Genomic DNA, 23,414 nt, shown 5'->3' with positions numbered 1-23,414 from the left:
CCTCCTGTATACAGGAAACCGGGCCTCCGAGATGCGTTTACATGCCGTTGGCTGATTCAAGCGGGCCTGTGTTTACAGTGCCTGCATAGCTGTCGAGCGCGCCATCGATGCTGCCGGCTTGCACGAACACCTGAGCAACGCCGCCCATGAATTCTTGGCTACCGCCACCGAGCCACTTGTCGCCCAGCTGATCTTCTAAGGATGGGAATACAAAGCCGTCCAGCGTCTCTTTGGTGGCTGCTTCGTCCATGCCGGCATCCTTGGCGATGACTGGCAGCATCTCTGCTGTGTTCTCACCGGAATTCCACATCGCGTTGGCATCTGCCGTCACTTTGAGGAATTTCGCCAGATCGTCGCTGTTCTCGGAGACATAGGAAGCAGGGGCGGATGTCACATCAAACACCAGAATGCCAAGCTCTTCTTTCTCGGCACCAGTCAGCAGCACGTTGCCGCTTTCTTTCATGCGGCGCAGCGCGCCACCCCAACCACAGGCCATATCAACGGCACCTTGGCTCAGCGCAGCTGCACCTTCGGCAGGGGCCATATCAACAACAGACATGGATCCAACATCTACGCCAAAGTGGCCCATCTGCTTGAGGAAACCGTAGTGAGCAGCGGTCCCAAGTGGCACAGCAACTTTTTTGCCTGCCAACTCGCCCGCGGAGCTCTTGTCGATCTCCAAGCTAGAGTTCACGACGCAGTTGTCATTTTCGGAGTAGGATACAGCAACATCAACGATCTGCAGATCCTGACCACCGGATGTTGCAACAACGAACGGTGGCACACCTTGGCTGACGGCAATTTGCACATCACCCGATGCCATCGCGGCAGACATTGCAGTTCCCGAATCAAAGCTGACCCAGTTGATTTTTTTGCCCATTGCTTCTTCATAAGCGCCGTTCACTTTGGCAAACTGAAATGGCATTGGCCATTCGAGGAAATAAGCAACGGTGATTTCTTCATGCCCATCGGCCAAAACCGCCTGCGCGCCGCTCAGCAGCGTAAGGCCAGCAACAGCGCCCATAAGTTTGGATGTAAGTGTCATATCGTAACTCCCTTGTGGTGACCGCCTTAGGGCGGACTTGATTAGGTTGATCTCGGACGCTGCGCGTCTCTTTTGGATCCGGGGTGCATAAGGCCATAAGACCATACGCTACGCAATGAGTGCCACTTTCCCTTCACAGATCAAGGATTTCTTGCGCATCTCCCTGAACCCTTTGGGTCCCTCAATCTACTGGCCACCCCATTCAGATACCTTTCCAACTTATAAACAGCGCCTTACGTCGAAAACGTCCCGGCTTGCCTGCCATTTCAACATGCTCTGGCCCTATATCTACCCTTGATCTGGCCCTACTGAATAGCTTAAAAAAGGAGCGTTGTGGACTCCAATGCGGGCGCAATCTGCGCGCCCTACCCCAACAAACATTCAATTTCGAAAGGGCTCGATCATGGACGGCACATTCAATGAGAACGACATCTCCCGTGTGGTCGAAACCGACCGCGCACATATCTGGCACCACCTGAGCCAACACAAACAATACGAAACCACAGATCCTCGCATCATTGTCGAAGGCAAAGGCATGCGCGTCTGGGACCAAAAAGGTAAAGAGCACCTTGATGCGGTCTCCGGTGGTGTCTGGACCGTCAACGTAGGCTACGGCCGTGAAAGCATCGCCAACGCTGTGCGCGACCAACTGATCAAGCTCAACTATTTCGCAGGCTCCGCAGGCTCGATCCCCGGCTCCCGATTCGCCGAGATGTTGATCGACAAAATGCCAGGCATGTCCCGCGTTTACTATTGCAACTCCGGCTCAGAGGCGAACGAGAAGGGCTTTAAGATGGTCCGCCAGATCGCCCACAAGCGCTACGGTGGCAAAAAGCACAAGGTTCTCTACCGAGATCGCGACTATCACGGCACCACGATTACGGCTCTGTCTGCGGGCGGCCAAGACGAGCGCAACGCGCAATACGGCCCCTTCACCGAAGGCTTCATCCGCGTTCCGCACTGCCTAGAATACCGCAACCACGAACAAGACGGCGCGCCACATGACAACTACGGCGTTTGGGCCGCGGATCAGATCGAAAAAGTCATCCTTGCCGAGGGTCCCGATACTGTGGGTGCCATCTGCCTTGAGCCTGTGACCGCTGGCGGCGGCGTTATTCTGCCACCCGATGGGTATTGGGAGCGCGTGCAAGAAATCTGCCGCAAATACGATATCTTGATCCACATCGATGAAGTTGTTTGTGGCGTTGGTCGCACCGGCACTTGGTTTGGCTATCAGCACTACGGCATCAAACCTGATATGGTGACGATGGCCAAAGGTGTTGCATCTGGCTACGCCGCCATCGCCTGCCTTGTGACCACCGAAGAGGTGTTCAACATGTTCAAGGACGATGCCGCTGACCCGATGAGCTACTTCCGTGACATCTCGACTTTTGGCGGCTGCACAGCAGGCCCAACAGCCGGCGTCGAAAACATGAAGATCATCGAACGCGAAGGCCTTTTGGACAACACAGTCGCGATGGGCGACTACATGCTTGAGGCTCTCGAAGAGCTATCGGACAAGCACCCCGCCATCGGTCAAGTCCGCGGTAAAGGTCTGTTCCTAGGCGCCGAACTGGTCGAAGACCGCGCCACAAAAGAACCCGTGCCAGAGAAACTGGTCCAAGCCGTTGTCGGCGATTGCATGGCTCAGGGCGTGATCATCGGCGCGACCAACCGCTCGGTGCCGGGCAAGAACAACACGCTGTGCTTCTCCCCTGCGCTGATCGCGAAAAAGGACGATATCGATCAGATCGTCGCAGCGTTGGACGGAGCCATGGGCCGGGTGTTTCCCAAGGCATAAGGCGCCAAGCAGAACGCTTTAGTCGAAAAGAAACATAGTTTGATCTAAAAAAACCGCGTCCCTGAGGGCGCGGTTTTTTCATAGTCTGTGGTGCAATGTCGCTCTTCAAAACAACCGACAATGCACGCTTTCCGCACGACCTTGGCAGCCGTTCACATCAGACCGCCATAACAAAACACGGGCAGCAAATGTTCGGCCTGAAGATCAGGGAATGGTAGGCGAGATCAGATACATTGCTTCCAGCGCGGCACCCGGCTCTGCCCCCGGCAGTTCCTTTTTAAAGACCTTTGCCATAGACCCATTTGCGAACAGAGTAGAAAGCCCACGATCAACCGCCAGCCTGAAATCTGCATCGCCCCGTGCCAAGGCAAGTCCGTGCTTTTCGATCGTCAGAATGCCTTCATTAATCTTGAACTTGGCTTGGTTTTCGCTTTTTTGCAGCATGTACATAAGAATGGACTGATCGGCAAAGTACCCTTGAATTTCGGCCTTTTCGAGTGCTGCCATCCCATCGGAATGGTTGGCGAATGATACAATCTTGGCGTCAATATTATCTGATTCCAACGTATTGGTAAGCGCTTCAAGCGTTGTTGTGCCGCTGCGAACGCCAACGCTCTGGCCAGACATGTCGGCCAAGTCGTCAGGCGCATCATTGAGCATCGCCACTGCTGTGCCATCCACATAGGTCGGATTTGAAAAGTCCACAATTTCCCGCCGAGCCAGCGTGATCGTAGATGCACCGCACAGCAGATCAATCTCGCCATTTGCGACTTTTTCAAACCTGTTTTTGGTATCAACCGGTGTGAATACGACTTCGATATCGGTCATGCCCAATTGCTCGCCGATCAGCGGCGCAAGAGCATAACAAACGACAGGCGAGTACCCCCGAGGCTTCCCGTCCATCTCATAGGACAATGGTGCCGCGTCCGTGCGGTAACCAAGCCTGATCTCGCCGGTTTCTTTGATCCGCTCAAGGGTTTGTGCATGAAGTGCTGCCGGCAAAATGAGCATTGCCGCTAGAAAGGTGGAGGTCAGTAACCGCATTTTAAGGCATTCCGTTCTGTTGTTCAGTGGGGCTATTGGCCGAACCTAACAGATATCAGGCGGAGCGCATCACTTTTGCAGGCTTCACCCTGCAACACTAACGGATTGCACTGGTTAGCATTAGGAATTTCAACTGGTTCTTCCCTCAACAAAGCGGCGCAAACCCTAGCAAACCAGACGCCGTCATGTGGCCGGCGCTAAACCGTGGCGCAGCCTCGCAGATAGAGCATGTCCAGACCTGCAGTGACGGCTCTCGATCGCTCTCTTCCCATTCTGCGCAAAACACTGTAAGGCCCGACCATCTGAAAGCCGGCGCCCGGACTCCAGCGCCCAAGTGGTAAGATTTCAAGGAAGATATCGGAGTCAGGGGGAATATGCCCCCTACGCAAAGGGCCCAAACCCGGGCCAATCTGAGGAACTTAGATGTTTAACGTAACGACAAAATCAATCCAGTGGGGCGAAGAAACGCTGACACTGGAAACTGGCAAAGTGGCCCGGCAAGCTGACGGATCGGTCATCGCGACGCTGGGTGAAACCTCCGTCATGGCCAACGTGACTTATGCGCGGACCCAAAAGCCCGGACAGGACTTTTTCCCGCTGACCGTTCACTATAACGAAAAATACTATGCTGCCGGTAAAATCCCTGGCGGCTTTTTCAAGCGCGAGGCGCGCCCGTCGGAAAAAGAGACGCTAACAAGCCGTCTGATTGACCGTCCAATTCGCCCGCTGTTTGTCCCTGGCTTCAAGAACGAAGTTCTGGTCATGTGTACCGTACTTTCCCACGATCTGGTCAATGACCCCGACATGGTTGCGATGATCGCAGCTTCCGCGGCGCTGACAATTTCCGGGGCACCATTCATGGGCCCAATCGCGGCATGCCGCGTGGGCTTTGAGGGTGGCGATTACATCCTAAACCCTGAAATCGACGACATGCAGAACCTGCGCCTGAACCCTGATCAGCGCCTTGATCTAGTTGTTGCTGGCACAAAAGACGCCGTGATGATGGTCGAATCCGAAGCTTACGAACTGACCGAAGAAGAAATGCTCGGTGCGGTGAAATTTGCTCACGAACAAATCCAGCCTGTCATCGACCTGATCATTGATCTGGCCGAAGATGCAGCGAAAGAGCCGTTCGACTTCCAACCAGTAGATTATTCAGCTTTGTACAAAGCCGTTCAAAAAGCTGGCGAAAAAGAGATGCGCAAAGCTTTCGCAATTGCCGACAAGCAAGAGCGTACGACTGCTGTTTCTGCGGCCCGTGACACCATCAAGGGCAAGCTGAAAGAAGACCAGCTGGAGGATGCTAACCTTGGCTCCGCCATGAAAAAGCTCGAAGCGTCCATCCTGCGCGGTGACGTGGTCAAAACTGGCAAGCGTATCGACGGTCGTAAGACCGACGAGATCCGCGATATCGTGTCCCAAACGGGCATCTTGCCCCGGACCCACGGTTCCGCGCTGTTCACCCGTGGTGAAACGCAGGGTCTGGTCGTGACCACGCTGGGTACCGGCGATGATGAGCAATTCATCGACGCGCTGCACGGTAACTTCAAGTCGAACTTCCTGCTGCACTATAACTTCCCACCCTATTCGGTTGGTGAAGTTGGTCGTGTGGGCCCTCCCGGTCGTCGTGAAATCGGCCACGGCAAACTAGCATGGCGCGCACTTCAGGCCGTCCTGCCAGCAAGCACCGATTTCCCATACACCATTCGCGTTGTGTCCGAGATCACTGAATCAAACGGCTCCTCTTCGATGGCGTCCGTTTGTGGTGGCTCCTTGTCGATGATGGATGCGGGCGTTCCGTTGAAATCTGCCGTAGCCGGTGTGGCCATGGGTCTGATCCTAGAAGAAGACGGATCTTACGCGATCTTGTCCGACATTCTGGGCGACGAAGACCACCTTGGCGATATGGACTTCAAAGTGGCGGGGACCGAAAACGGGATCACATCACTGCAGATGGACATCAAGATCGCGGGCATCACACCTGAGATTATGGAAAAAGCCTTGGCACAAGCCAAAGAAGGCCGCATCCATATTCTGGGCGAGATGAACAAAGCGTTGTCTGGTGCTGGTGAGTTCTCCGAGCACGCGCCTCGCATCGAGACGATGCAGGTACCAACGGATAAAATCCGTGAAGTCATCGGTTCTGGCGGCAAAGTCATCCGCGAGATCGTCGAAGTCTCAGGTGCCAAAGTCGACATCAACGACGAAGGCATCATCAAGATCGCAAGCCCGAACGGCGAAGCCATCAAGAAGGCCTATGACATGATCTGGTCGATCGTGGCAGAGCCTGAAGAAGGCGCGATCTATACCGGTACCGTCGTGAAAATCGTCGATTTCGGTGCTTTCGTGAACTTCTTTGGCAAGCGCGATGGCCTGGTACACGTGTCTCAGATCGAGAATCGTCGCCTGAACCATCCTTCAGACGTTCTGAAGGAAGGCCAGGAAGTGAAGGTCAAGCTTTTGGGCTTTGATGAACGTGGCAAGGTTCGCCTGTCGATGAAAATCGTTGATCAAGAGACTGGCGAAGAGATCAAGAAAGAGGAAGGCGCGGAGGAATAAGCCCTCCCGTCTGACCAAAGCAGAGCCCCGGTGGAAACGCCGGGGCTTTTTTCGTTTATGCCCGACGTAACGTCACCCTCTAACAGGCCCGTTAGCGTCTGGGTGTTAACCAAGTCCTAGGGTAGCTTTTTCGCTATTGGAACATCTCTGGGAGGGGAAATATGAAACACTATATTGGAGCAGCGCTCTTTGCTGCGTCGATCGCAGGCGCGAGTGTCGCCGGCACAATAACCGATACTTACACAAGCTATTACGCCTTCGGCGACAGTCTGACCGACGATGGCAAGTTTGGGCTTCTTTCCAACCCAAGCGTTGGTGGCAGCTTCAGCAACGATCTGGTCTATGCCGAACGGATCGCGGCACAGTTCGATGGTGCCGGACTGGATACCGGAAACTTAGCGCTTGGTGGTGCCACGGCAGGCAATGTAAACTTGAACCCAGCCGGACCGCTTTCCACATTCGCAGGTCAAGTCGGTGTGTTTGCCAATTCACTATTGAACAACGTTGGCCTGCCGACTGGTGTATTGCCCGTGCCAACGGCATCGGCAACGCCGCCTACACCCGGGACCAATCCACTTGTGTCCGTTCTTTTTGGCGCAAATGACATCTTTCAGGGGTTCAACCCGATTGATGCAGCAAATTCTGTCGGGGACGGCATTCGCGCAATTGCGGCCCTTGGCGCAGAGTTTGATGATTTCTTGGTGCTGACCCTTCCCGACTTGGGCCTGACACCAGCCTATGCGGGTGCAAATTCTGCCGGTGGAACGTTTGTCTCAAACCTCTTCAACACACAGCTTATGGCCAATATCCTTGATCTTCGCGACGATGGACTCAACATTGATATCTTCGACACGGGTGCCGCGTTCCAAGACCTGCTGGATGATGTAGCCAATGGTGGGCAGACCTATGGCATTCTGGATGCGACAAACCCGTGTACTGCCAGGCTTGAGATTGCTTTGCAGCCCAACTTTGTCCAGCCGCCAAGCTGTCTCGATTTTGGAATTGATCCCAACACGTTGCTATTTGCAGACGGGGTGCACCCCAACGGCGTCGTTCACAGCGTCATCGCAGACCGCATTCAAGAACAGTTGGCACCTGTCCCACTCCCTGCGTCCCTGCCGCTGATGGTGATGGGCCTTTTTGGCGTGCGTTTTATTACGCGCCGTCGCCGTCACGCTGCCTAAATCTGATAAACTAAGATCTGGGGCTGCGCAGTAAATGGCGCGGCCTTTTTCGTGGGACAAGACCGCTCCTCTACTATCAGAGTTTGATGCAAGCTCATGGGATCAAGTAAGTGGGCCAGCCTGAACGCCGTATCATTACTTAGGGTCGTTAATTTGCCAGACCGCGTAACTGTGTACAGCTCATTTCGACCGATCTGGAGCTTTTTGGCCAATACGCGTATATCTCTGTAAACCCAACACGACTTGCTCAAGCAACTGGACGGGCAACAGCTTTTAACCTTCAACGCGCGGGCATACCCCTAATGCACTCTTTGATCATCCACATGCCAAGCGCGACGGCCCGCGCCGAAAACGCTGCTAAGCTGTTGCAGGGTTTGCCGAACGCGTCTTTGGTTGAAGCGGTCAATGGCCGCGACCCCGCACAGATCGCTGCAGTAGCAACGGCCCCCGGCACGCTTTACCGCCCGCACTACCCCTTTGCGCTGATCCCGGCCGAAATCGGTGTGTTCCAAAGTCACCGCCGTTGCTGGCAGCGCATCATCGACGAAGGCTGGGACATGGCCGTGATTGTCGAAGATGACCTTGAAATCGATCCCCCTCAATTTGCCCGCGCCCTGCAACTGGTCGCCGATCATGCCACGCCTGAGATGTACATCCGGTTACCCGTCAAACAACGTGAGACCCCTGCCCACACCCTAGCGGAAGATGGCGATATGGCGCTGATCTTGCCGAAACTCATAGCGCTACAATGCTGTTGTCAGGTCGTGGGGAGAGACGCCGCCGCGCGATTACTCGCAGCCTCCGTTCAGATCGACCGGCCAGTAGATACTTGGCTCCAGATGCATTGGGCCACTGGTCAACCGGTGCACACGCTGCTGCCCAACGGAAATGCAGAGATCGCAGGCCAAATCGGCGGCTCAACCATCCAACAAAAAACCCGCACCAGCGGCAAGCTGATGCGGGAAATAAAACGCGCTGTTTATCGCGCGCGGTTGCATTTCAAGCCACAGGGTTAAGCCGAAGCTATTTAGGTGCTTTGGTCGTGCGCAGGTACGGCAGCACCGTGGTGAATTCACCAAACTTTGCTTTGGCATCCGCGTCAGACACGGTCGGCGGGATGATCACGTCATCGCCGACATTCCAGTTCGCTGGCGTTGCCACACCTTTGCCCATGCTGGTTTGCAGGCCATCCAAAGCGCGCAGCACCTCGGCAAAGTTGCGGCCTACTGTCATTGGATAGGTCATCGACAGTTTAAGCTGCTTGTCGGGCGCGATGATGAACACCGACCGCACCGTGGCGCTGTCTGCTGGCGTGCGCCCGTCAGGCATATACGCCTCTGCCGGCAACATGTCGAAGGCCTTTGAGACCTGCAGATCTGCATCGGCAATGATAGGGAAGGTTGCCGGGCTACCTGCGACTTTCTCAATGTCGGCTTTCCATTTCTTGTGATCTTCTACGCCGTCAACGGAGACGCCGATCACTTTTGTTCCGCGTTTTGCCCATTCATCCGCCAGTTGTGCCACGGCGCCGAATTCAGTCGTGCAAACAGGTGTAAAATCTTTGGGGTGCGAAAAAAGAATCGCCCACTGATCACCGATCCAGTCGTGAAGTGTGATTGTTCCATGATCCGTTTCAACGGTCAGATTCGGAATGGTGTCGTTAATGCGCAAGCCCATGGGTTCCTCCAAGTTTATAATGTCTGATATCAATCTAGGGGTTTAGCACGCCTCTTGCATCCCCCTACTTGCGAGACCATCTGGAGGATGACACTGTAGTGTGGAATTTGGCCCGTTTGGGCGTTCGAAATCAAGGAAAAGACATGCTGGAAAAACGCAACTTTTATATCAATGGTGCTTGGGTCGCTCCCGCAACTGCCAATGATTTCCCGGTAATCGACCCATCAACCGAAGAGCAGTGCGCTGTGATCTCTTTGGGTGGTCAGGCCGATACTGACGCCGCCGCAAACGCTGCCCGTGCAGCATTTGACGGCTGGTCGCAAACCTCCAAGGAGGAACGCACAGCGTTGATCCGCAAGCTGCTGGAGATCTACAAAGCCCGTGCCGAGGAAATGGCGCAGGCGATGTCCCTCGAAATGGGTGCCCCGATTGAGCTTAGCCGCAATCAGCAGGTTGGCGCGGGCAGCTGGCACATGGAAGGCTTCCTCAAGGCTTTTGAAAACTTCTCCTTCGACCGGGATTTCACCGCGACAGAGAAAACGCTGTTGGAACCGATTGGCGTTTGCGCGTTGATCACGCCTTGGAACTGGCCAATGAACCAGATCATCCTCAAGGCAATACCCGCGATGGCAACTGGCTGCACCATGGTGCTTAAGCCGTCTGAAATTGCACCACTTTCCGGTTTGCTCTTTGCTGAATTCGTTCACGAAGCAGGTTTCCCGGCTGGTGTGTTCAACATGGTGAACGGCGACGGCCCCGGCGTCGGTAGCCAACTGTCAGCACATCCTGAAGTCGATATGGTCAGCTTTACCGGATCGACCCGCGCGGGCATCGCGATCTCAAAAGCGGCGGCTGATACGCTCAAGCGCGTATCGCTTGAGCTGGGTGGCAAGGGCGCGAACATCATCTTTGAAGACGCGCACCCAAAGGCCGCCAAACAGGGCGCAATTCGCTGCTTCCGCAATTCAGGCCAGTCGTGCAACGCGCCTACACGTATGCTGGTGCACAAGTCGCGCTATGACGAAGCCGTCGAAATGGCTGCAGATGTCGCCAACACCACCCACGTCGGTCCGGCATCCGATGAGGGCAACCATATCGGCCCAGTGGTTTCTGAGGCGCAGTTTAACAAGATTCAGGGCCTGATCGAAGTCGGCATGTCCGAAGCCCGCCTTGTCGCCGGTGGTCTAGGCCGGCCCGATGGGTTGAACCGTGGATACTACGTAAAGCCCACTGTTTTTGCTGATGTGAACAACCAGATGACCATTGCGCGCGAAGAGGTCTTTGGCCCGGTTCTGACGATTATTCCCTTTGAGAGCGAAGAAGAAGCGATCGCCATCACAAACGACACGCCGTACGGCCTGACCAACTACATCCAGACCGCAGATGACAACAAACGCCGCCGCGTTGCACGGCGTGTCCGCTCTGGCATGGTTGAGACAAACAGCCAAGGCTTTGCCCAAGGGTCGCCCTTTGGCGGTTACAAGCAATCCGGAAACGGACGTGAAGGTGGACACTTCGGACTGGAGGAATTCCTCGAAGTCAAAGCGGTTTCAGGCTGGGCCGCAGAATAATTTTTGCGTCAATTCGTGAATGAAGTAATCGGAGGAGCCTCTAACAGGGCTCCTCTTTTTCGTTCTCCCACGGCGATATTTCGCGGGATTGGGACGCTAGATAGTGATGCCTGCGAGGCCTTTCAAAAAGGCGCTTTCGCACGGATCTTGGTCGAGTGCCCGCCGTCAGGGTGGTTAAAGCGCAATTCTTCGGAATGAAGCATCAGTCTTGGATACTCCAGTGCCTTGCCCGTGGCGTAGAATGGATCGCCCAAAATCGGGTGGCCCAGGCTAAGCATATGTACGCGCAATTGGTGACTGCGCCCGGTCCGGGGTGACAGGCGCACACGCGCGGTTTCACCATCATCCTTCAAAACGCGCCAATCGGTTTGCGCGGATTTTCCGGTTTCATGGCAAACCATCTGACGGGGCCTGTTGGGCCAGTCTACGATCAACGGGAGGTCAATCTGCCCGGTCTTTTCAGCCGGAACGCCCCATACCCGCGCGACGTAAGTTTTCTTGGTCATGCGTTTTTCAAATTGCAACCCAAGATGGCGCTGCGCATGGGGGGTAAGCGCAAAGATCATCACGCCTGACGTGTCGCGGTCCAGTCGGTGAACCAGAAGTGCATCAGGAAAGGCGGCCTGCACCCGCACGAGAAGGCAATCTGCCAACTCCGGGCCTTTGCCAGGCACAGAAAGCAACCCCGCCGGCTTATCAACCAACAGAACTTGCGCATCTTCGTGCAAGATGACCAGCGGGCCTTGCGGCGGTTCATACTCAGTGTACATCATCTTAGGCAGGCGGTCTCTTGGCTAGGCAGTGCCGTCTTGTCCTAGCGAGCCAAGAAGCAGACCACCAGCCTCAAAGTTTGACGCGCTCTGACTTCGGATCATACATCGGTTTCAATGACGCCTCTGCTTTCACCCGTGTGCCAGCCACGTCGATCTCGAATGAGGACGCAAGCAGGTCCGCCGCAGTTTCTCCTTTGCACGGCACATAGCCCAACCCCATCGCACCGCCCAAGTGATGGCCGTACGCACCCGATGAGAGATAGCCCACAAGCTCGCCGTCTCGCAAAATGGGCTCGTTGTGATAGAGCAGCGGTTCTGGGTCCGTCAGGCGGAATTGTAGCAGACGGTTTTCTAGTCCGGTCTCCTTTTTACGCAACACGGCATCACGGCCAATAAAGTCCGGTTTGTCGGTTTTGACGGCAAAGCCTAACCCCGCTTCCAACACATGATCCTCTGACGTGATGTCATGCCCAAAGTGCCGGAACCCCTTTTCCATCCGCGCGCAATCCATCATGTGCATCCCGCAAAGCTTGAGCCCCATGTCTTGGCCCGCGGCATGCAGCGTCTCAAACGCGTGAGCCGCCATATCGGTAGACACATAGATCTCCCAGCCCAGTTCTCCGACATACGTGACCCGGTGCACCCGCGCGAGGCCCATCCCAAGCTCGATATCTTGGGCGGTACCGAATGGATTGGTCTCGTTGGCGAAATCCGCTGGCGATACGCGCTGCAGCAGTTTGCGGGCGTTTGGTCCCATCACCGCCAGTACGGCTTCGCCTGATGTGACGTCCGTAATCACCACATTGAATTCCCCGACATGTCGGCGCATCCAGGTTTGATCAGCAAGGCATGTCGCAGCCGGAGTGACGACGAGGTAAGCGGTCTCTGACACTCGCGTGACAGTCACATCCGCCTCAATCCCGCCGCTTGTGTTGAGGAACTGAGTATAGACGATTTTGCCCACGGGCACATCATATTGCCCGCCGCCAATGTAGTTCATAAAGGCAGTCGCATCGTGCCCTTCGACCCGTATTTTGCCAAACGAAGACATGTCATACATGCCAACGTTGGTCCGGACAGCGGCAACTTCTTCGGCGGTGTTTTCAAAGAAATTCTGTCGCTTCCAGCTGTATTCATACGCCCGTTCCTGCCCTTCACGGGCAAACCAGTTGGCACGTTCCCAACCGGCAAGCTCTCCCATCACCGCGCCCTGATCTAGCAGTTGCTGGTGGAAGGGCGTACGGCGGATACCGCGCGCGGTTTCTTTTTGGCGGAAGGGGAAGTGATCAGCATAAAGCAATCCAAGCGTCTCTTTGGAGCGCTCATAGAGATAGGTTTTATTGCCTTGGAACGGCTGCATACGACTGATGTCGACATCGCCCAAATCAAACGGTTTGGCGCCGTCCTGCATCCACTGGGCAAGCGCCATGCCGGCACCACCCGCCGATTGGATACCGATCGAATTGAAACCCGCCGCGACCCAGACATTGTCCATCTCCGGGGCCAAGCCAAGGTGATATGCATCATCCGGCGTAAAGGATTCGGGACCGTTAAAGAACGTATGAATCCCTGCTTCGGCGAGCATCGGCATCCGTTCAACCGCGTTTTCGAGGATCGGCTCAAAATGATCAAAATCCTCGGGCAGTTGGTCAAATTCGAAGTCTGCTGGGATACCGTTCATTGCCCATGGCTTGGCATTCGGCTCAAAGGCCCCCAGCAACATCTTACCGGCGTCCTCTTTATAATACGCGCACTCATCAGGCACACGCAGGACCGGCAGTTGGGTCAGCCCGGGGATTGCCTCGGTCACGATATAGAAATGCTCGCACGCGTGCAGAGGGACGTTCACCCCTGCCATACGGCCCACTTCATGGCCCCACATGCCCGCACAATTCACAATCATATCGCAAGCGATGTGGCCTTTTTCTGTGCCCTGCTCCCAATCGACGCCTGTGACTTTGCGCCCGTCTTTGGTGACAGCACTGACGCGGGTGCGCTCAATTACTTTTGCGCCGCCTTGCCGCGCGCCTTTGGCCAGCGCTAGTGCGATGTTGCCGGGATCGCCTTGGCCGTCCTTTTCCAGAAACACCGCCCCCGTCACGCCGTCGATATTGAGGTGTTCATATTTGGCTTTGACCTCTTTTGGGCTGATCTCCTCGACAGCAACCCCAAAGGCGCGGGCCATGGCCGCCTGACGGTAGATTTCTTCGCGGCGCTCTTCTGTCAAAGCCACGGTGATTGAACCACAACGCTTAAAGCCAGTTGCAACGCCAGTTTCAGCTTCAAGATTGCCGTAGAGCTCTTGGCTATATTTCGCGAGCTTTGTCATATTCGCAGTGGCCCGCAATTGCGCAATCAGGCCTGCGGCATGCCATGTTGTGCCAGATGTCAGTTGCTTGCGTTCCAGCAAAACAACATCCTTCCAGCCGAGCTTTGTCAGATGATAGGCAACTGAACAGCCAATGATACCACCGCCAATGATGACGACGCGCGCATGTGAGGGAACATCGGCCATGTAAAGCTCCTTAGACGATTGTGTGGCCCGCAGCGCGGAGGCTACGGGTGATTTCTGCGATATGAGCGGGGCCAACTTCACAGCAGCCCCCAACGATTGTTGCGCCTTGTTCAACCCAACCAAGAACATGGGCGGCGTAGGCTTCGGGCGTCAGATCTCGGCGTGTTTTCAAAGCATCGACCGTTGGTTTCTCTTTCAAGAAATCATCCGTAATTTGCTCAAAAGCATTGGCATAAGCACCGTAAGGAACATTGCATTTCGCCAGAACTTCTAACGCGGCCGGGATTGCCTCGGGTGCCGAGCAATTCACCAAAACCGCAGCCGCTTTGCCTTCGACATGTGGAACCACATCAGCCAAGAGTTCACCTGACCGCAAACGGGTACCATCCCTGTCATCGACACTAAGCGAGAGCCAGATCGGCTTACCTCCTTCAGCGGCCCCAGCCAAAACCGTTTGGGCATGCAGGATCGACACAACGGTCTCGCAGATCAGCACATCACTCGCGGGGCCTAACAGCTTCGCAATTTCGGCGTAAAGTGGAACAGCAATGGCGGCATCGGGGTGCAAGTCCGGCCGGTAGGATGCGATGAGTGGACCGATGGCACCTGCCACCCGCTCTGCACCGCTTGCCCGCACTTCACTTAGCGCACGCGCCATCAGATCTTCGAAAGCGCCGTCAAATTCGGTGCCCACCAACCGGTCGCGGTGGATGGCATAGGTGTTGGATGTGGCCACAGTGGCCCCAGCCGAAGCAAAGTCACGGTGCACTTGCGCGACCATGCCGGGGTGATCCACCATAACTTGCGTCGACCAAAGCGGCGTGGGTTCATTACCAGCGCGGTGCACCAATTCTTGCCCCATACCGCCATCCAAAAGCGTAATCTTACTCATGCACGTATCCGATCATTCTCAGCGTCCCAAAGCGGCTGATCCAGCTGCACGGTGGCCTTGCACATCTTACCAAAGATATTGATCTCAAGCTCTGTGCCAGGCGTGGCCAGTTCCGCGCGGATCGTGCCTAATGCCACGGATTTACCGATGCGGTGCCCCCAGTCTCCACTGGTTGTCTCGCCCACTACTTCACCTTTGTGCCAGACTGTCGACATATAGGGTGCATCCTGATCGCCGGCCTCGACGATCATCGTGACAAAACGTTTCTTAATGCCCGCTTCCTTTTCTGCCCGCAGGGCCTCTTTGCCGGGGAAGTCCTGTGGCTTGTCGAACTTGATCCACCGGTCAAGGCCCGCTTCCAGCATGGAATAGTCGGTGGATAAATCACCCTTCCACGTGCGGTACCCTTTTTCGATCCGCATGGAGTTTAGCGCGTACATGCCAAACGGCGTAGCGCCAGCGGTCTTGATCGCCTCATATGCATTGGGGCTGTCAGCGAAGGATGTGTGGACCTCCCAGCCCAGCTCACCGGCAAAGGACACGCGGAATAGCTTTGCTGGTTTCCCTGCTACTGTGGCGTCTTGGATGGCCATCCATGTGGCATCCAAATCAGCACCTTCAGATATGCCCGCAAGCAGATCGCGCGATGCGGGGCCGGTGACGATAAGTGTGGACCAATCGTTGGTGATATCCGTCAACGTTAGCGATCCATCTGCGGGCAACCGGCCTTGGAGCAATTCAAAATCGTGCCACAAAGCGACTGCAGCCGTCATCAGCCAAAAATCGTCTTCGCCCCAGCGGATGACTGTCATCTCGGTCAGGATACGCCCACGGGTGTCGGTGAAATACGCAAGGTTCATACGCCCCACCTTGGGTAAGGCTCCCGCAACTTGGCCGCGCAGCCATTCGGCGGCTCCTACACCACTCAACGTGTAGCGCGAGAAGCCCGGCATATCGAGAACACCGACATGGTCGCGCACCGCTTCGACCTCTTCTTTGATGCGCTGCATCCATGGGCCGTTGCGATCCCAAGTCTGCGTGCTTTCCTCGGATGTGTCGTCGCCGTCCTTGGCAAACCAAGTGGCGCGTTCCCACCCGTTGAAGGCGTTCAATTGTGCGCCCGCATTCAGCAGGGACTGGTGGTTGGGTGACAACTTCTTGTCTCGTCCCGCTGGCCATGCGTGAAAAGGAAAGTGCATTGCGTACTCGTGGCCGTAAGTTTCCAGCGCTTTGTTCAAGCAGAAATCATGGTCGGCGTGATTTGTATAACGGCGGGGATCGACGGCCCACATATCCAGCTCTGTTTCGCCGTGCATGATCCATTCAGCCAACACTTTGCCGGCGCCGCCGCCTTGCGCGATACCAAAGGTGAAGGAGTGGCCTTCAAACGCGTTTTTGACGCCGGGCATGGGCCCAATCATGGGCAAGCCATCGGGCGCATAAGGGATCGGGCCGTTGATGTTACGGCCAACGCCTGCGGTGCCAAGGGCGGGCACACGCTCCATTGCGTCTTCGATATAGAATTCCAGGCGCTCCAGATCATCAGGGTAGAGTTGGAATGAGAAATCCTCAGGCATCGGATCGTCAGGCTTGACCCACGCGGCCTGACAGTTCCGCTCATAGGGTCCAAGGTTCAGTCCGTACTTATCCTGCCGCAGGTAATATGAAATATCGACGTCCCGGATCATTGGCATTTTCCGGCCCTGTTCCTTGGTCCATGCCTCAAGCTCTGCGATTGGTTCCGTCAGGAAATACTGGTGAGACATGGTAACCATCGGCACGGTGCGCCCGCCGAAAGGCTTGAACATCTCACCTACGCGCTGTGCATAGTAGCCCGCACAATTTGCGACGAATTCACAGCGGATATCACCCTTGTCGGTCTTTACGATCCACTCGTCGCCATCACGTTCGATGCCTTTGACCGGGCAGAACCGCTCGATTCTGCCACCAGCTTCGCGAGCGCCTTTGGCGAGAGCTTGGGTCAGCTGTGCGGGATCGATATCACCGTCAAGTGGATCCCAAAGACCACCCGCAAGCGCGTGAGTTTCCATGAAGGGGTTGTGTTCCTTCAGTTCCGCAGGCGTGCAGATATCCATCTCCAAGCCCTGATATCGGCCCATGGAGGCAACCTTTTCAAATTCCTGCATCCGCTCCTTTGTGTGAGCCAGACGGAGCGCTCCCGTGACGTGGTAATTCATCGGATAATCTACATCGTCGGCCAATGTACGATACATCTCCAGCGAGTAGCGCTGCATGTTCATGACGGCCCAAGAGCTAGAGAAGTTCGGGCAATTGCCGGCTGCATGCCATGTCGAGCCGGCGGTTAGTTCGTTCTTTTCGAGCAAGACACAGTCTTTCCAACCCGCCCGGGCGAGATGAAAGAGTGTTGACGTGCCGACCACACCGCCACCGATGATGACCACGCGGGCCGTTGTTGGGAATTCACTCATCTTCTTTTTCCTCCTGAGAGACGTTGTCGGTAATTTCGTAGTAATCGCCTTTATCGGCGGTGAATATATGACGCTCAAGCCGGAGTCCCGTGGGCCCGTCCAGCGCGCCTAGGGCAACGCCCGTATCCGGATCGCCTTTGCCCTTCCAGAACAAGAATGAACCGCATTTCGGGCAAAAGCCGCGCTTTGCGCTTTCGCTCGACGCGTACCATGTTGGAGCGCCAGCAATGGCGAGCGTGTCGTCCATGACCTGTACCGATGCCCAGTGGTGGCCCGATTGCTTGCGGCACTGACTGCAATGGCAGGCGGCAGGATCGCGCGCAGGGCCCATGGCTGAAAATGTGATCGCGCCGCAGAGGCAGCTTCCTTGCAACATATCAAACCCTTCCCGGTGTTGTTGTCGCACCCAAAAGCACGCCGTAGATGATAAAACAAACCGCCATGACACGCCGAACCCAAACGTTAAAGACAGCCCCAAGTGCAGCGCGTCCAATGCCTGCGCCCAGCGCGGTAAACCCAGTGTAGTTGAGCGCCGTCAACGTGAGCGCTGTGGGCACGATGACAATCATCTGCGTCCAGATTGGGACATCCGGCTGCACAAATTGTGAGAACGCTGCGAGGTAGCCAGCGACGGATTTGGGGTTAATCGTGGCGATGGCAAATGCGCGAAAGTAAACGGAGGACGCTGGACGGCTATCGATGACGACAGGTGTTTTGGCCTTAAACCAGCCGCGCACACCGAGATAGACGAGGAAACCAGCACCGATCAATTTGGCGACCGTGAACGCGACTGGAGAGGCCGCGATCAAGGCGGTTACGCCAAGCGCTGAGAGCGCAAGAAAGAGAGTCGCCTGAGTTAAGATCGCCAATACACCCACCATGGCGCGACGAAAACCCAGGGTCATTCCATTGGTGATGCAGTTCACGGCATTCGGCCCCGGCGTGGTGACAAAAATCAGCCAAAAAAGCGCGAAAATGATCCAGGCGTCAAAACTCATCGTCGCCCCTCAATAAACGGGAGGGGCGATCACCCAGATCGCCACAGCTGGTTGATCCGAAGGATTGGCCCAAAGAAACGCCTCACCTCTTACACGAAAACTGTCGCCGGGGTTCAGGTGATGCGTTTTGCCAGCAATCTCGATGTCGAGCGTGCCTGAGACTACATAACCGACCTCTTGCGTGGGGCGCGACACTGGCACCTTTATCCGGCTGTGAGGCAAGAAAGTGGAGTGCACCATCTCAAAGTCATCCGTCAGATCAGGCGAAAGCAGTTCTTCGACCAGACCCGCGGTGGAGGATCCTATCGGACGACGGGCATCTTTGCGGACCACATATCCAGCCTCTTCGGCGGGCGCTGCCGAGTGGCGGAATAGCATCGAGACTGAAATATCAAGCAGAGCCGCGATTTGGCGGAGGGTGGTGATGGACGGTTCCGACTTGTCCCGCTCCACTTGGCTAAGCCAGCCGACCGAGCAATCTAGAGCCTGAGCCATCGTGCTCAATGTCAAACCACGCGCCTTGCGCAGCGCGCGCAGATCCGCCCCAAGGGTGTGCGGTTTTTCTGGCTGGTCGTGGTGCATGGCGGGTCCGTGAAATTTCAGCGTGTAATTTCACGGTGCAACAAGCTGGTGAAAAAATCCAGCGTTATTTCACAGCAGCAAAACTAACTTTGAGAATATCTTCCAACGCACCCGCATCCTCTTGGGAAAAAGCATTGGGCTGATTGCTGTCGATGTCAAATACGCCAAGCAAAATACCCGCGCCATTATAGACGGGCAACACAAGCTCGGACCGAGTGGAGGTGGCGCAGGCGATGTGGCCTTCAAATAGGTCGACATCCGACACCAGCTGGGTTTGGCCGGTACGCGCTGCAGCCCCGCAAACACCGCGAGAGAAGGGGATCACCAAACAGCCATGACCACCTTGGTAAGGCCCAATTTTAAGCAGCTCAGGTCCGGTCACGCGGTAAAATCCAGTCCAATCAAAGCGGTCATCAAAATGATGAACCTCGCAGGCGATTGTAGCCATAAGAGCAATCGGATCTGTCTCATCTGCGGTCAGTGCAGCAACGGTTTTAGCGAGCGTTAAGTAATCTACGGTCATGTTTGTCTGTGCCTGTGCCAGCGGGAGGGTGGAGTTGTCATCGCCCCCACGAGTGTACGGTCAAAAGAAATCAGATGCGTTCAATCGCAATCGCAGTTCCTTCGCCGCCGCCGATGCAAATCGCGGCGATCCCCTTTTTGAAGCCACGCTTTTCCAAAGCATTCAGCAGGGTAACCATGATTCGCGCGCCAGATGCCCCAATTGGATGACCAAGCGCACAGGCACCGCCGTTTACGTTAACAATGTCGTGGCTGAGGCCCATCTCGTGCATGAAGGCCAGCGGGACCACGGCAAAGGCCTCGTTAACCTCCCAAAGATCAACGTCTTCTTTACGCCAACCAATGTTCTGTAGCAGTTTTTGCGCCGCAGGAACTGGGGCCGTAGTGAAGAGACCTGGTGCCTGCGCGTGGCTCGCGTGGCCGATGATATGCGCCCGAATCTTAAGGCCCTGGGCCTGCGCTGCATCTTCTGAGGCAAGTACCAGCGCTGCTGCGCCATCTGATATGGACGAGGAGTTGGCCGCCGTAACAGTGCCCCCCTCGCGGAACGCAGGTTTGAGCTGTGGAATTTTGTCGGGGCGTGCAGATGCGGGCTGTTCGTCAGTGCTAATGGTCGCGGTGCCCTTACGAGAGATAACTTCGACGGGGGCAACTTCGCCGTCGAACGCACCGCTCTTTTGAGCCTCCAACGCGCGGCTGAGCGACGCCAATGCATAGTCATCCTGCGTGGCGCGGGTGAATTGATAGGTCTCGGCGCAATCTTCGGCAAAAGTCCCCATTAAGCGACCCTTGTCATAGGCATCTTCTAACCCATCAAGAAACATATGATCGATAACCTGACTATGACCCAAACGCGCACCACCGCGCATCTTGGGGAGCACGTAAGGCGCGTTTGTCATGCTTTCCATACCGCCCGCAATCATCACATCCGTTTGGCCAAGTGCAATTTGGTCAAAGCCAATCATCGCAGCCTTCATGCCAGAACCACACATCTTGTTTAACGTCGTTGCAGGCACATCTTCGCCAAGACCCGCCTTAAATCCGGCTTGCCGTGCGGGTGCCTGGCCTTGGCCTGCTGGCAAAACACAGCCCATCAGAACCTCTTGCGCGGTTGACGTGCCTGCGTCCGCAAGTGCTGCGCGAATAGCAGCACCGCCGAGGTCCGCTGCAGTCATATCTGCAAATGCACCTTGGAACCCGCCCATAGGGGTTCTTGCCGCTCCTGCAATTACTACCTTTTTCATGCCTATTCCCCCGCTAACAGATGCTCATCACTTGGTAAGGATTTTAGCATATCACTACGCCATCCCAACGCGAGATTGCCTATCATGGAACTTACTAGTTCAAAAGAACCCGGCCTGCAGATTGTAACAGTGCAGGAACAGCGCATTGATGCTGCGGTTGCGCTTGATTTCAAAGACAAAATGCGCGCGATCACGGAAGGTGAGGATGAAACAGTTGTGCTGGACCTCAACCATGTGTCCTTTATCGATTCGAGCGGGCTTGGTGCGATAGTCGCCTCGATGAAACATTTGGCTCCGGCGCGAAAGCTGGTGCTGGCTGGGCTAACTCCCACAGTAGACAAAGTATTCAAGCTGACTCGGATGGATTCAGTGTTCAGCCTATTTCCGACCATCGAAAAAGCCCTGATCGCGCTGCGATGATTGAATGTGCCGTGCCGAGGAGAGGGACCTCTTGATTCGTTAACGAGTCCTTAACCACTACAGAAGCCACTGATGCTATTCACAAAATCATCGATGCTAGAACAATGGCCCTCAAGCTTAGGGAGCACGATGTGATACAAAATGTGATACAGACTATCAGGTGTTCCGATGAAACATATTTTACTACGTGGCAACGTCTACTGGTTCAGAATGAGGTGTCCAAAGCGATACCGCGAAACTTGGGGCAAGGACTATATCTGTCGTTCATTAGAAACGGATAGTAAGGCCCAAGCTGAGACAAGAGCAGCTCTGGTGAAGCATCAAGTTTTGGATGAACTGGAAGCTGAAAGGCGGCTCTGTCGCAAAGTATTCGGGTCTTTTTTCTGAGATGGAAATGTAGCACTGGTTTTCCCTCGGACGAAGCAAAGGAAACGGGCGAAACGATGGTTGATTTTAAAGGCGCGCATTATCCAAAAGCTGTGATCGTCCACGCAGTGTTTTTCTACGTCCGGTATGCCGTGTCATATCGCGATCTGGAAGAGATTTTAGCGGAGCGTGGTGTGGCCGTTGATCACGCGACCCTGAACCGCTGGGTCGTGAAATATTCGCCGCTGATCGCCACAAACGCCCAGGCCAAGAAGCGACCGACAGCCGTTTCCTGGCGGATGGACGAGACTTACATCAAGGTGAAAGGCAAGTGGACGTATTATTACCGAGCCATCGACAAGTTCGGCAAAACCCTTGATTTCATGCTATCGGAGCATCGTGATGAAGCAGCCGCAACCGCATTCTTCACGCGCGCAATCGGAAACAACGGTTTCCCTGACAGAGTGGTCATCGACAAAAGCGGGGCGAATCTCGCCGGGCTACAGAACATGAACTGCCTGCTGATTTTGAACGGGTGGTACTGGCTGATTGAATTCCTTCAGGTCAAATATCTCAACAACATCATTGAACAGGACCACAGGTTCATCAAGAAGCTGACACGACAAATGAAGGGCTTCAAGTCCTTCAGATCAGCTTCTGCAACTCTGGAAGGCCTCGAAGTTGCGCACATGATCCGCAAACGGCAATTCGACCTCTCTGGCCAATCTGCATTCCAACAATTCGAGGCACTCGCTGGATAACTATGTCCGGCAATACGAGTGATCCGTTCCCAATCCAAATTTGCGACAGAACCGGGCCGAGCGCCTGCGCTATGCCCGCGATCAGGTATCCGAGATAATGCACCGCGTTTGGCTCTATGTTTTGATTGGTGTGGGAATTGGCGCGGCGATCCACAACTGGGTTCCAGAGGCCATCATTAGTACGCTATTGGGGCAAGATAAGTGGTGGTCCGTACCCGTCGCAACACTGATTGGTGTGCCCATGTATGCGGACATCTTTGGAACGCTGCCAATTGCCGAAGCTTTGATCGGCAAGGGCGTCGGATTGGGCACTGTATTGGCATTCATGATGGCCGTGACCGCACTGTCACTGCCGTCAATCATCATGCTCAAACGCGTGGTGAAACTGCCACTTTTGTTACTTTTCCTGACAGTCGTAACCGGTGGAATTCTCGGGATCGGCTTTCTCTTCAACGCAATTACAGATTGGTTCATCTGAAAGGGAAACGAAATGATTATCAAAATTCTTGGTTCGGGCTGCAAGAAATGCGTGGCACTTGGCAACAATGCAAAAGCTGCGGCTGAGGCGGTGGGAAATGAATTCGAAATCGTCAAAGTTACGGATTTCGCTGAGATAGCGGGCTATGGTGTGATGTCCACACCGGGTCTAATCATCGACGAAAAGCTTGTCTCGGCAGGCAAGGTGTTAACTGTCGAAGAAATCGGTGCATTGTTTTGATCTTGGTCCATTCACTGGTTGTGCGGAATACTGATCTTCTGTGGTTGCGGTCATTCGCTGTAGTGCAGAGATTTGGTGAAATGGGCTAACTGCCGCCGTTAGCTGCGTTTGCACATCGAAAAAACCGGGTTGCAGCCCCGAGCGTCCGCTTTCTCCAAGTCGCCCAATTTAGTTTGCGGGCGCAGCGAATGGCGGCTCTCCGCCCTTGTTGCCAACATGTGCATGGTGCAGAAATCGGGCAAATTCACTTGCCCATATGCTTGCGAGCGAAATGTCGGCCCAAGGTTCATGC

Annotated in this window: 22 protein-coding genes; 10 read left to right on the top strand and 12 right to left on the bottom strand. The window is 55.2% G+C overall.

Annotated elements, in window-relative coordinates:
• Nucleotides 1–37 precede the first annotated feature (37 nt).
• Complete coding sequence (locus tag C1J03_RS02130) at nt 38–1,045, bottom strand: taurine ABC transporter substrate-binding protein (RefSeq protein WP_114883222.1); 1,008 nt, start codon at nt 1,043–1,045, stop codon at nt 38–40.
• A gap of 403 nt (nt 1,046–1,448) precedes the next feature.
• On the opposite strand from C1J03_RS02130, the gene C1J03_RS02125 reads away from it, so the two are divergent.
• On the top strand, nt 1,449–2,846 hold the full coding sequence (locus C1J03_RS02125) for an aminotransferase family protein (protein WP_114888802.1): 1,398 nt from the start codon (nt 1,449–1,451) through the stop codon (nt 2,844–2,846).
• A gap of 204 nt (nt 2,847–3,050) precedes the next feature.
• Here the strand turns inward: C1J03_RS02125 and C1J03_RS02120 are convergent, their stop codons facing one another.
• Nucleotides 3,051–3,890 carry an amino acid ABC transporter substrate-binding protein gene (locus C1J03_RS02120; RefSeq protein ID WP_114883220.1) on the bottom strand — a complete coding sequence of 280 codons (840 nt, stop codon included), beginning with the start codon at nt 3,888–3,890 and terminating at the stop codon, nt 3,051–3,053.
• 423 nt (nt 3,891–4,313) lie between these two features.
• Here C1J03_RS02120 and pnp point away from each other — a divergent pair, with 423 nt between their 5' ends.
• The 3 genes from pnp to C1J03_RS02100 all read left to right on the top strand — a co-directional run bounded on the left by pnp (nt 4,314) and on the right by C1J03_RS02100 (nt 8,649).
• Nucleotides 4,314–6,449, top strand: a complete 2,136-nt coding sequence (pnp, locus tag C1J03_RS02115; RefSeq protein ID WP_114883218.1) for a polyribonucleotide nucleotidyltransferase — start codon at nt 4,314–4,316, stop codon at nt 6,447–6,449.
• Between the two features lie 161 nt (nt 6,450–6,610).
• A complete protein-coding gene (locus C1J03_RS02110) occupies nt 6,611–7,633 on the top strand; it encodes an SGNH/GDSL hydrolase family protein (protein ID WP_114883216.1) in 1,023 nt (340 codons plus the stop codon).
• A gap of 302 nt (nt 7,634–7,935) precedes the next feature.
• Nucleotides 7,936–8,649 (top strand): glycosyltransferase family 25 protein, encoded by a 714-nt coding sequence (locus C1J03_RS02100; RefSeq protein WP_114883212.1) that lies wholly within the window; start codon nt 7,936–7,938, stop codon nt 8,647–8,649.
• 7 nt (nt 8,650–8,656) lie between these two features.
• Here the strand turns inward: C1J03_RS02100 and C1J03_RS02095 are convergent, their stop codons facing one another.
• A complete protein-coding gene (locus C1J03_RS02095; RefSeq protein WP_114883210.1) occupies nt 8,657–9,310 on the bottom strand; it encodes a peroxiredoxin in 654 nt (217 codons plus the stop codon).
• Between the two features lie 143 nt (nt 9,311–9,453).
• Here C1J03_RS02095 and C1J03_RS02090 point away from each other — a divergent pair, with 143 nt between their 5' ends.
• On the top strand, nt 9,454–10,881 hold the full coding sequence (locus C1J03_RS02090; protein WP_114883208.1) for an aldehyde dehydrogenase family protein: 1,428 nt from the start codon (nt 9,454–9,456) through the stop codon (nt 10,879–10,881).
• Nucleotides 10,882–11,003: 122 nt separating this feature from the next.
• Here C1J03_RS02090 and C1J03_RS02085 read toward each other — a convergent pair whose 3' ends face one another.
• The 9 genes from C1J03_RS02085 to C1J03_RS02045 form a co-directional block, all read right to left on the bottom strand.
• The gene (locus C1J03_RS02085; protein ID WP_114883206.1) at nt 11,004–11,651 is read right to left on the bottom strand and encodes a pseudouridine synthase; all 648 of its coding nucleotides are present in this window, start codon (nt 11,649–11,651) and stop codon (nt 11,004–11,006) included.
• Nucleotides 11,652–11,724: 73 nt separating this feature from the next.
• On the bottom strand, nt 11,725–14,298 hold the full coding sequence (locus C1J03_RS02080) for an FAD-dependent oxidoreductase (RefSeq protein ID WP_368073918.1): 2,574 nt from the start codon (nt 14,296–14,298) through the stop codon (nt 11,725–11,727).
• Nucleotides 14,180–15,061, bottom strand: a complete 882-nt coding sequence (locus C1J03_RS02075) for a homocysteine S-methyltransferase family protein (RefSeq protein WP_114883202.1) — start codon at nt 15,059–15,061, stop codon at nt 14,180–14,182. Before C1J03_RS02075 ends, C1J03_RS02080 begins: the two co-directional genes overlap by 119 nt.
• Nucleotides 15,058–17,511 carry a GcvT family protein gene (locus tag C1J03_RS02070; protein ID WP_114883200.1) on the bottom strand — a complete coding sequence of 818 codons (2,454 nt, stop codon included), beginning with the start codon at nt 17,509–17,511 and terminating at the stop codon, nt 15,058–15,060. The genes C1J03_RS02075 and C1J03_RS02070 overlap by 4 nt, the downstream gene beginning before the upstream one ends.
• On the bottom strand, nt 17,504–17,887 hold the full coding sequence (locus C1J03_RS02065) for a GFA family protein (RefSeq protein WP_114883198.1): 384 nt from the start codon (nt 17,885–17,887) through the stop codon (nt 17,504–17,506). Before C1J03_RS02065 ends, C1J03_RS02070 begins: the two co-directional genes overlap by 8 nt.
• Nucleotide 17,888: 1 nt before the next feature.
• A complete protein-coding gene (locus tag C1J03_RS02060) occupies nt 17,889–18,509 on the bottom strand; it encodes a LysE family translocator (RefSeq protein WP_114883196.1) in 621 nt (206 codons plus the stop codon).
• 9 nt (nt 18,510–18,518) lie between these two features.
• Nucleotides 18,519–19,091: a helix-turn-helix domain-containing protein gene (locus C1J03_RS02055; protein ID WP_114883194.1), complete on the bottom strand. Its 573-nt coding sequence runs from the start codon at nt 19,089–19,091 to the stop codon at nt 18,519–18,521.
• Between the two features lie 64 nt (nt 19,092–19,155).
• Complete coding sequence (locus tag C1J03_RS02050; protein ID WP_114883193.1) at nt 19,156–19,614, bottom strand: GAF domain-containing protein; 459 nt, start codon at nt 19,612–19,614, stop codon at nt 19,156–19,158.
• 70 nt (nt 19,615–19,684) lie between these two features.
• Nucleotides 19,685–20,857, bottom strand: a complete 1,173-nt coding sequence (locus C1J03_RS02045; protein ID WP_114883191.1) for a thiolase family protein — start codon at nt 20,855–20,857, stop codon at nt 19,685–19,687.
• 84 nt (nt 20,858–20,941) lie between these two features.
• On the opposite strand from C1J03_RS02045, the gene C1J03_RS02040 reads away from it, so the two are divergent.
• The 5 genes from C1J03_RS02040 to C1J03_RS02025 all read left to right on the top strand — a co-directional run bounded on the left by C1J03_RS02040 (nt 20,942) and on the right by C1J03_RS02025 (nt 23,122).
• Nucleotides 20,942–21,277: an STAS domain-containing protein gene (locus C1J03_RS02040; RefSeq protein WP_114883188.1), complete on the top strand. Its 336-nt coding sequence runs from the start codon at nt 20,942–20,944 to the stop codon at nt 21,275–21,277.
• A 168-nt stretch (nt 21,278–21,445) separates the two neighbouring features.
• A complete protein-coding gene (locus C1J03_RS26025) occupies nt 21,446–21,664 on the top strand; it encodes a DUF6538 domain-containing protein (protein WP_368073917.1) in 219 nt (72 codons plus the stop codon).
• 56 nt (nt 21,665–21,720) lie between these two features.
• Complete coding sequence (locus tag C1J03_RS02035) at nt 21,721–22,404, top strand: IS6 family transposase (protein ID WP_114883186.1); 684 nt, start codon at nt 21,721–21,723, stop codon at nt 22,402–22,404.
• A 40-nt stretch (nt 22,405–22,444) separates the two neighbouring features.
• The gene (locus tag C1J03_RS02030) at nt 22,445–22,882 is read left to right on the top strand and encodes a permease (RefSeq protein ID WP_302661613.1); all 438 of its coding nucleotides are present in this window, start codon (nt 22,445–22,447) and stop codon (nt 22,880–22,882) included.
• A 12-nt stretch (nt 22,883–22,894) separates the two neighbouring features.
• Nucleotides 22,895–23,122 (top strand): thioredoxin family protein, encoded by a 228-nt coding sequence (locus tag C1J03_RS02025; protein WP_114883182.1) that lies wholly within the window; start codon nt 22,895–22,897, stop codon nt 23,120–23,122.
• Nucleotides 23,123–23,414: the final 292 nt, after the last annotated feature.

This window comes from Sulfitobacter sp. SK012, from assembly GCF_003352085.1.
GTDB lineage: Bacteria > Pseudomonadota > Alphaproteobacteria > Rhodobacterales > Rhodobacteraceae > Sulfitobacter.
This window is presented reverse-complemented; position numbering and strand designations above follow the sequence as displayed.

What these genes read in the sequence shown, in the direction of transcription:
- C1J03_RS02130 (WP_114883222.1), bottom strand. Translation starts at nt 1,045, where the DNA reads ATGACACTTACATCCAAACTTATGGGCGCTGTTGCTGGCCTTACGCTG.
- C1J03_RS02125 (WP_114888802.1), top strand. Translation starts at nt 1,449, where the DNA reads ATGGACGGCACATTCAATGAGAACGACATCTCCCGTGTGGTCGAAACC.
- C1J03_RS02120 (WP_114883220.1), bottom strand. Translation starts at nt 3,890, where the DNA reads ATGCGGTTACTGACCTCCACCTTTCTAGCGGCAATGCTCATTTTGCCG.
- pnp (WP_114883218.1), top strand. Translation starts at nt 4,314, where the DNA reads ATGTTTAACGTAACGACAAAATCAATCCAGTGGGGCGAAGAAACGCTG.
- C1J03_RS02110 (WP_114883216.1), top strand. Translation starts at nt 6,611, where the DNA reads ATGAAACACTATATTGGAGCAGCGCTCTTTGCTGCGTCGATCGCAGGC.
- C1J03_RS02100 (WP_114883212.1), top strand. Translation starts at nt 7,936, where the DNA reads ATGCACTCTTTGATCATCCACATGCCAAGCGCGACGGCCCGCGCCGAA.
- C1J03_RS02095 (WP_114883210.1), bottom strand. Translation starts at nt 9,310, where the DNA reads ATGGGCTTGCGCATTAACGACACCATTCCGAATCTGACCGTTGAAACG.
- C1J03_RS02090 (WP_114883208.1), top strand. Translation starts at nt 9,454, where the DNA reads ATGCTGGAAAAACGCAACTTTTATATCAATGGTGCTTGGGTCGCTCCC.
- C1J03_RS02085 (WP_114883206.1), bottom strand. Translation starts at nt 11,651, where the DNA reads ATGTACACTGAGTATGAACCGCCGCAAGGCCCGCTGGTCATCTTGCAC.
- C1J03_RS02080 (WP_368073918.1), bottom strand. Translation starts at nt 14,298, where the DNA reads ATGTTCTTGGTTGGGTTGAACAAGGCGCAACAATCGTTGGGGGCTGCT.
- C1J03_RS02075 (WP_114883202.1), bottom strand. Translation starts at nt 15,061, where the DNA reads ATGAGTAAGATTACGCTTTTGGATGGCGGTATGGGGCAAGAATTGGTG.
- C1J03_RS02070 (WP_114883200.1), bottom strand. Translation starts at nt 17,511, where the DNA reads ATGAGTGAATTCCCAACAACGGCCCGCGTGGTCATCATCGGTGGCGGT.
- C1J03_RS02065 (WP_114883198.1), bottom strand. Translation starts at nt 17,887, where the DNA reads ATGTTGCAAGGAAGCTGCCTCTGCGGCGCGATCACATTTTCAGCCATG.
- C1J03_RS02060 (WP_114883196.1), bottom strand. Translation starts at nt 18,509, where the DNA reads ATGAGTTTTGACGCCTGGATCATTTTCGCGCTTTTTTGGCTGATTTTT.
- C1J03_RS02055 (WP_114883194.1), bottom strand. Translation starts at nt 19,091, where the DNA reads ATGCACCACGACCAGCCAGAAAAACCGCACACCCTTGGGGCGGATCTG.
- C1J03_RS02050 (WP_114883193.1), bottom strand. Translation starts at nt 19,614, where the DNA reads ATGACCGTAGATTACTTAACGCTCGCTAAAACCGTTGCTGCACTGACC.
- C1J03_RS02045 (WP_114883191.1), bottom strand. Translation starts at nt 20,857, where the DNA reads ATGAAAAAGGTAGTAATTGCAGGAGCGGCAAGAACCCCTATGGGCGGG.
- C1J03_RS02040 (WP_114883188.1), top strand. Translation starts at nt 20,942, where the DNA reads ATGGAACTTACTAGTTCAAAAGAACCCGGCCTGCAGATTGTAACAGTG.
- C1J03_RS26025 (WP_368073917.1), top strand. Translation starts at nt 21,446, where the DNA reads ATGAAACATATTTTACTACGTGGCAACGTCTACTGGTTCAGAATGAGG.
- C1J03_RS02035 (WP_114883186.1), top strand. Translation starts at nt 21,721, where the DNA reads ATGGTTGATTTTAAAGGCGCGCATTATCCAAAAGCTGTGATCGTCCAC.
- C1J03_RS02025 (WP_114883182.1), top strand. Translation starts at nt 22,895, where the DNA reads ATGATTATCAAAATTCTTGGTTCGGGCTGCAAGAAATGCGTGGCACTT.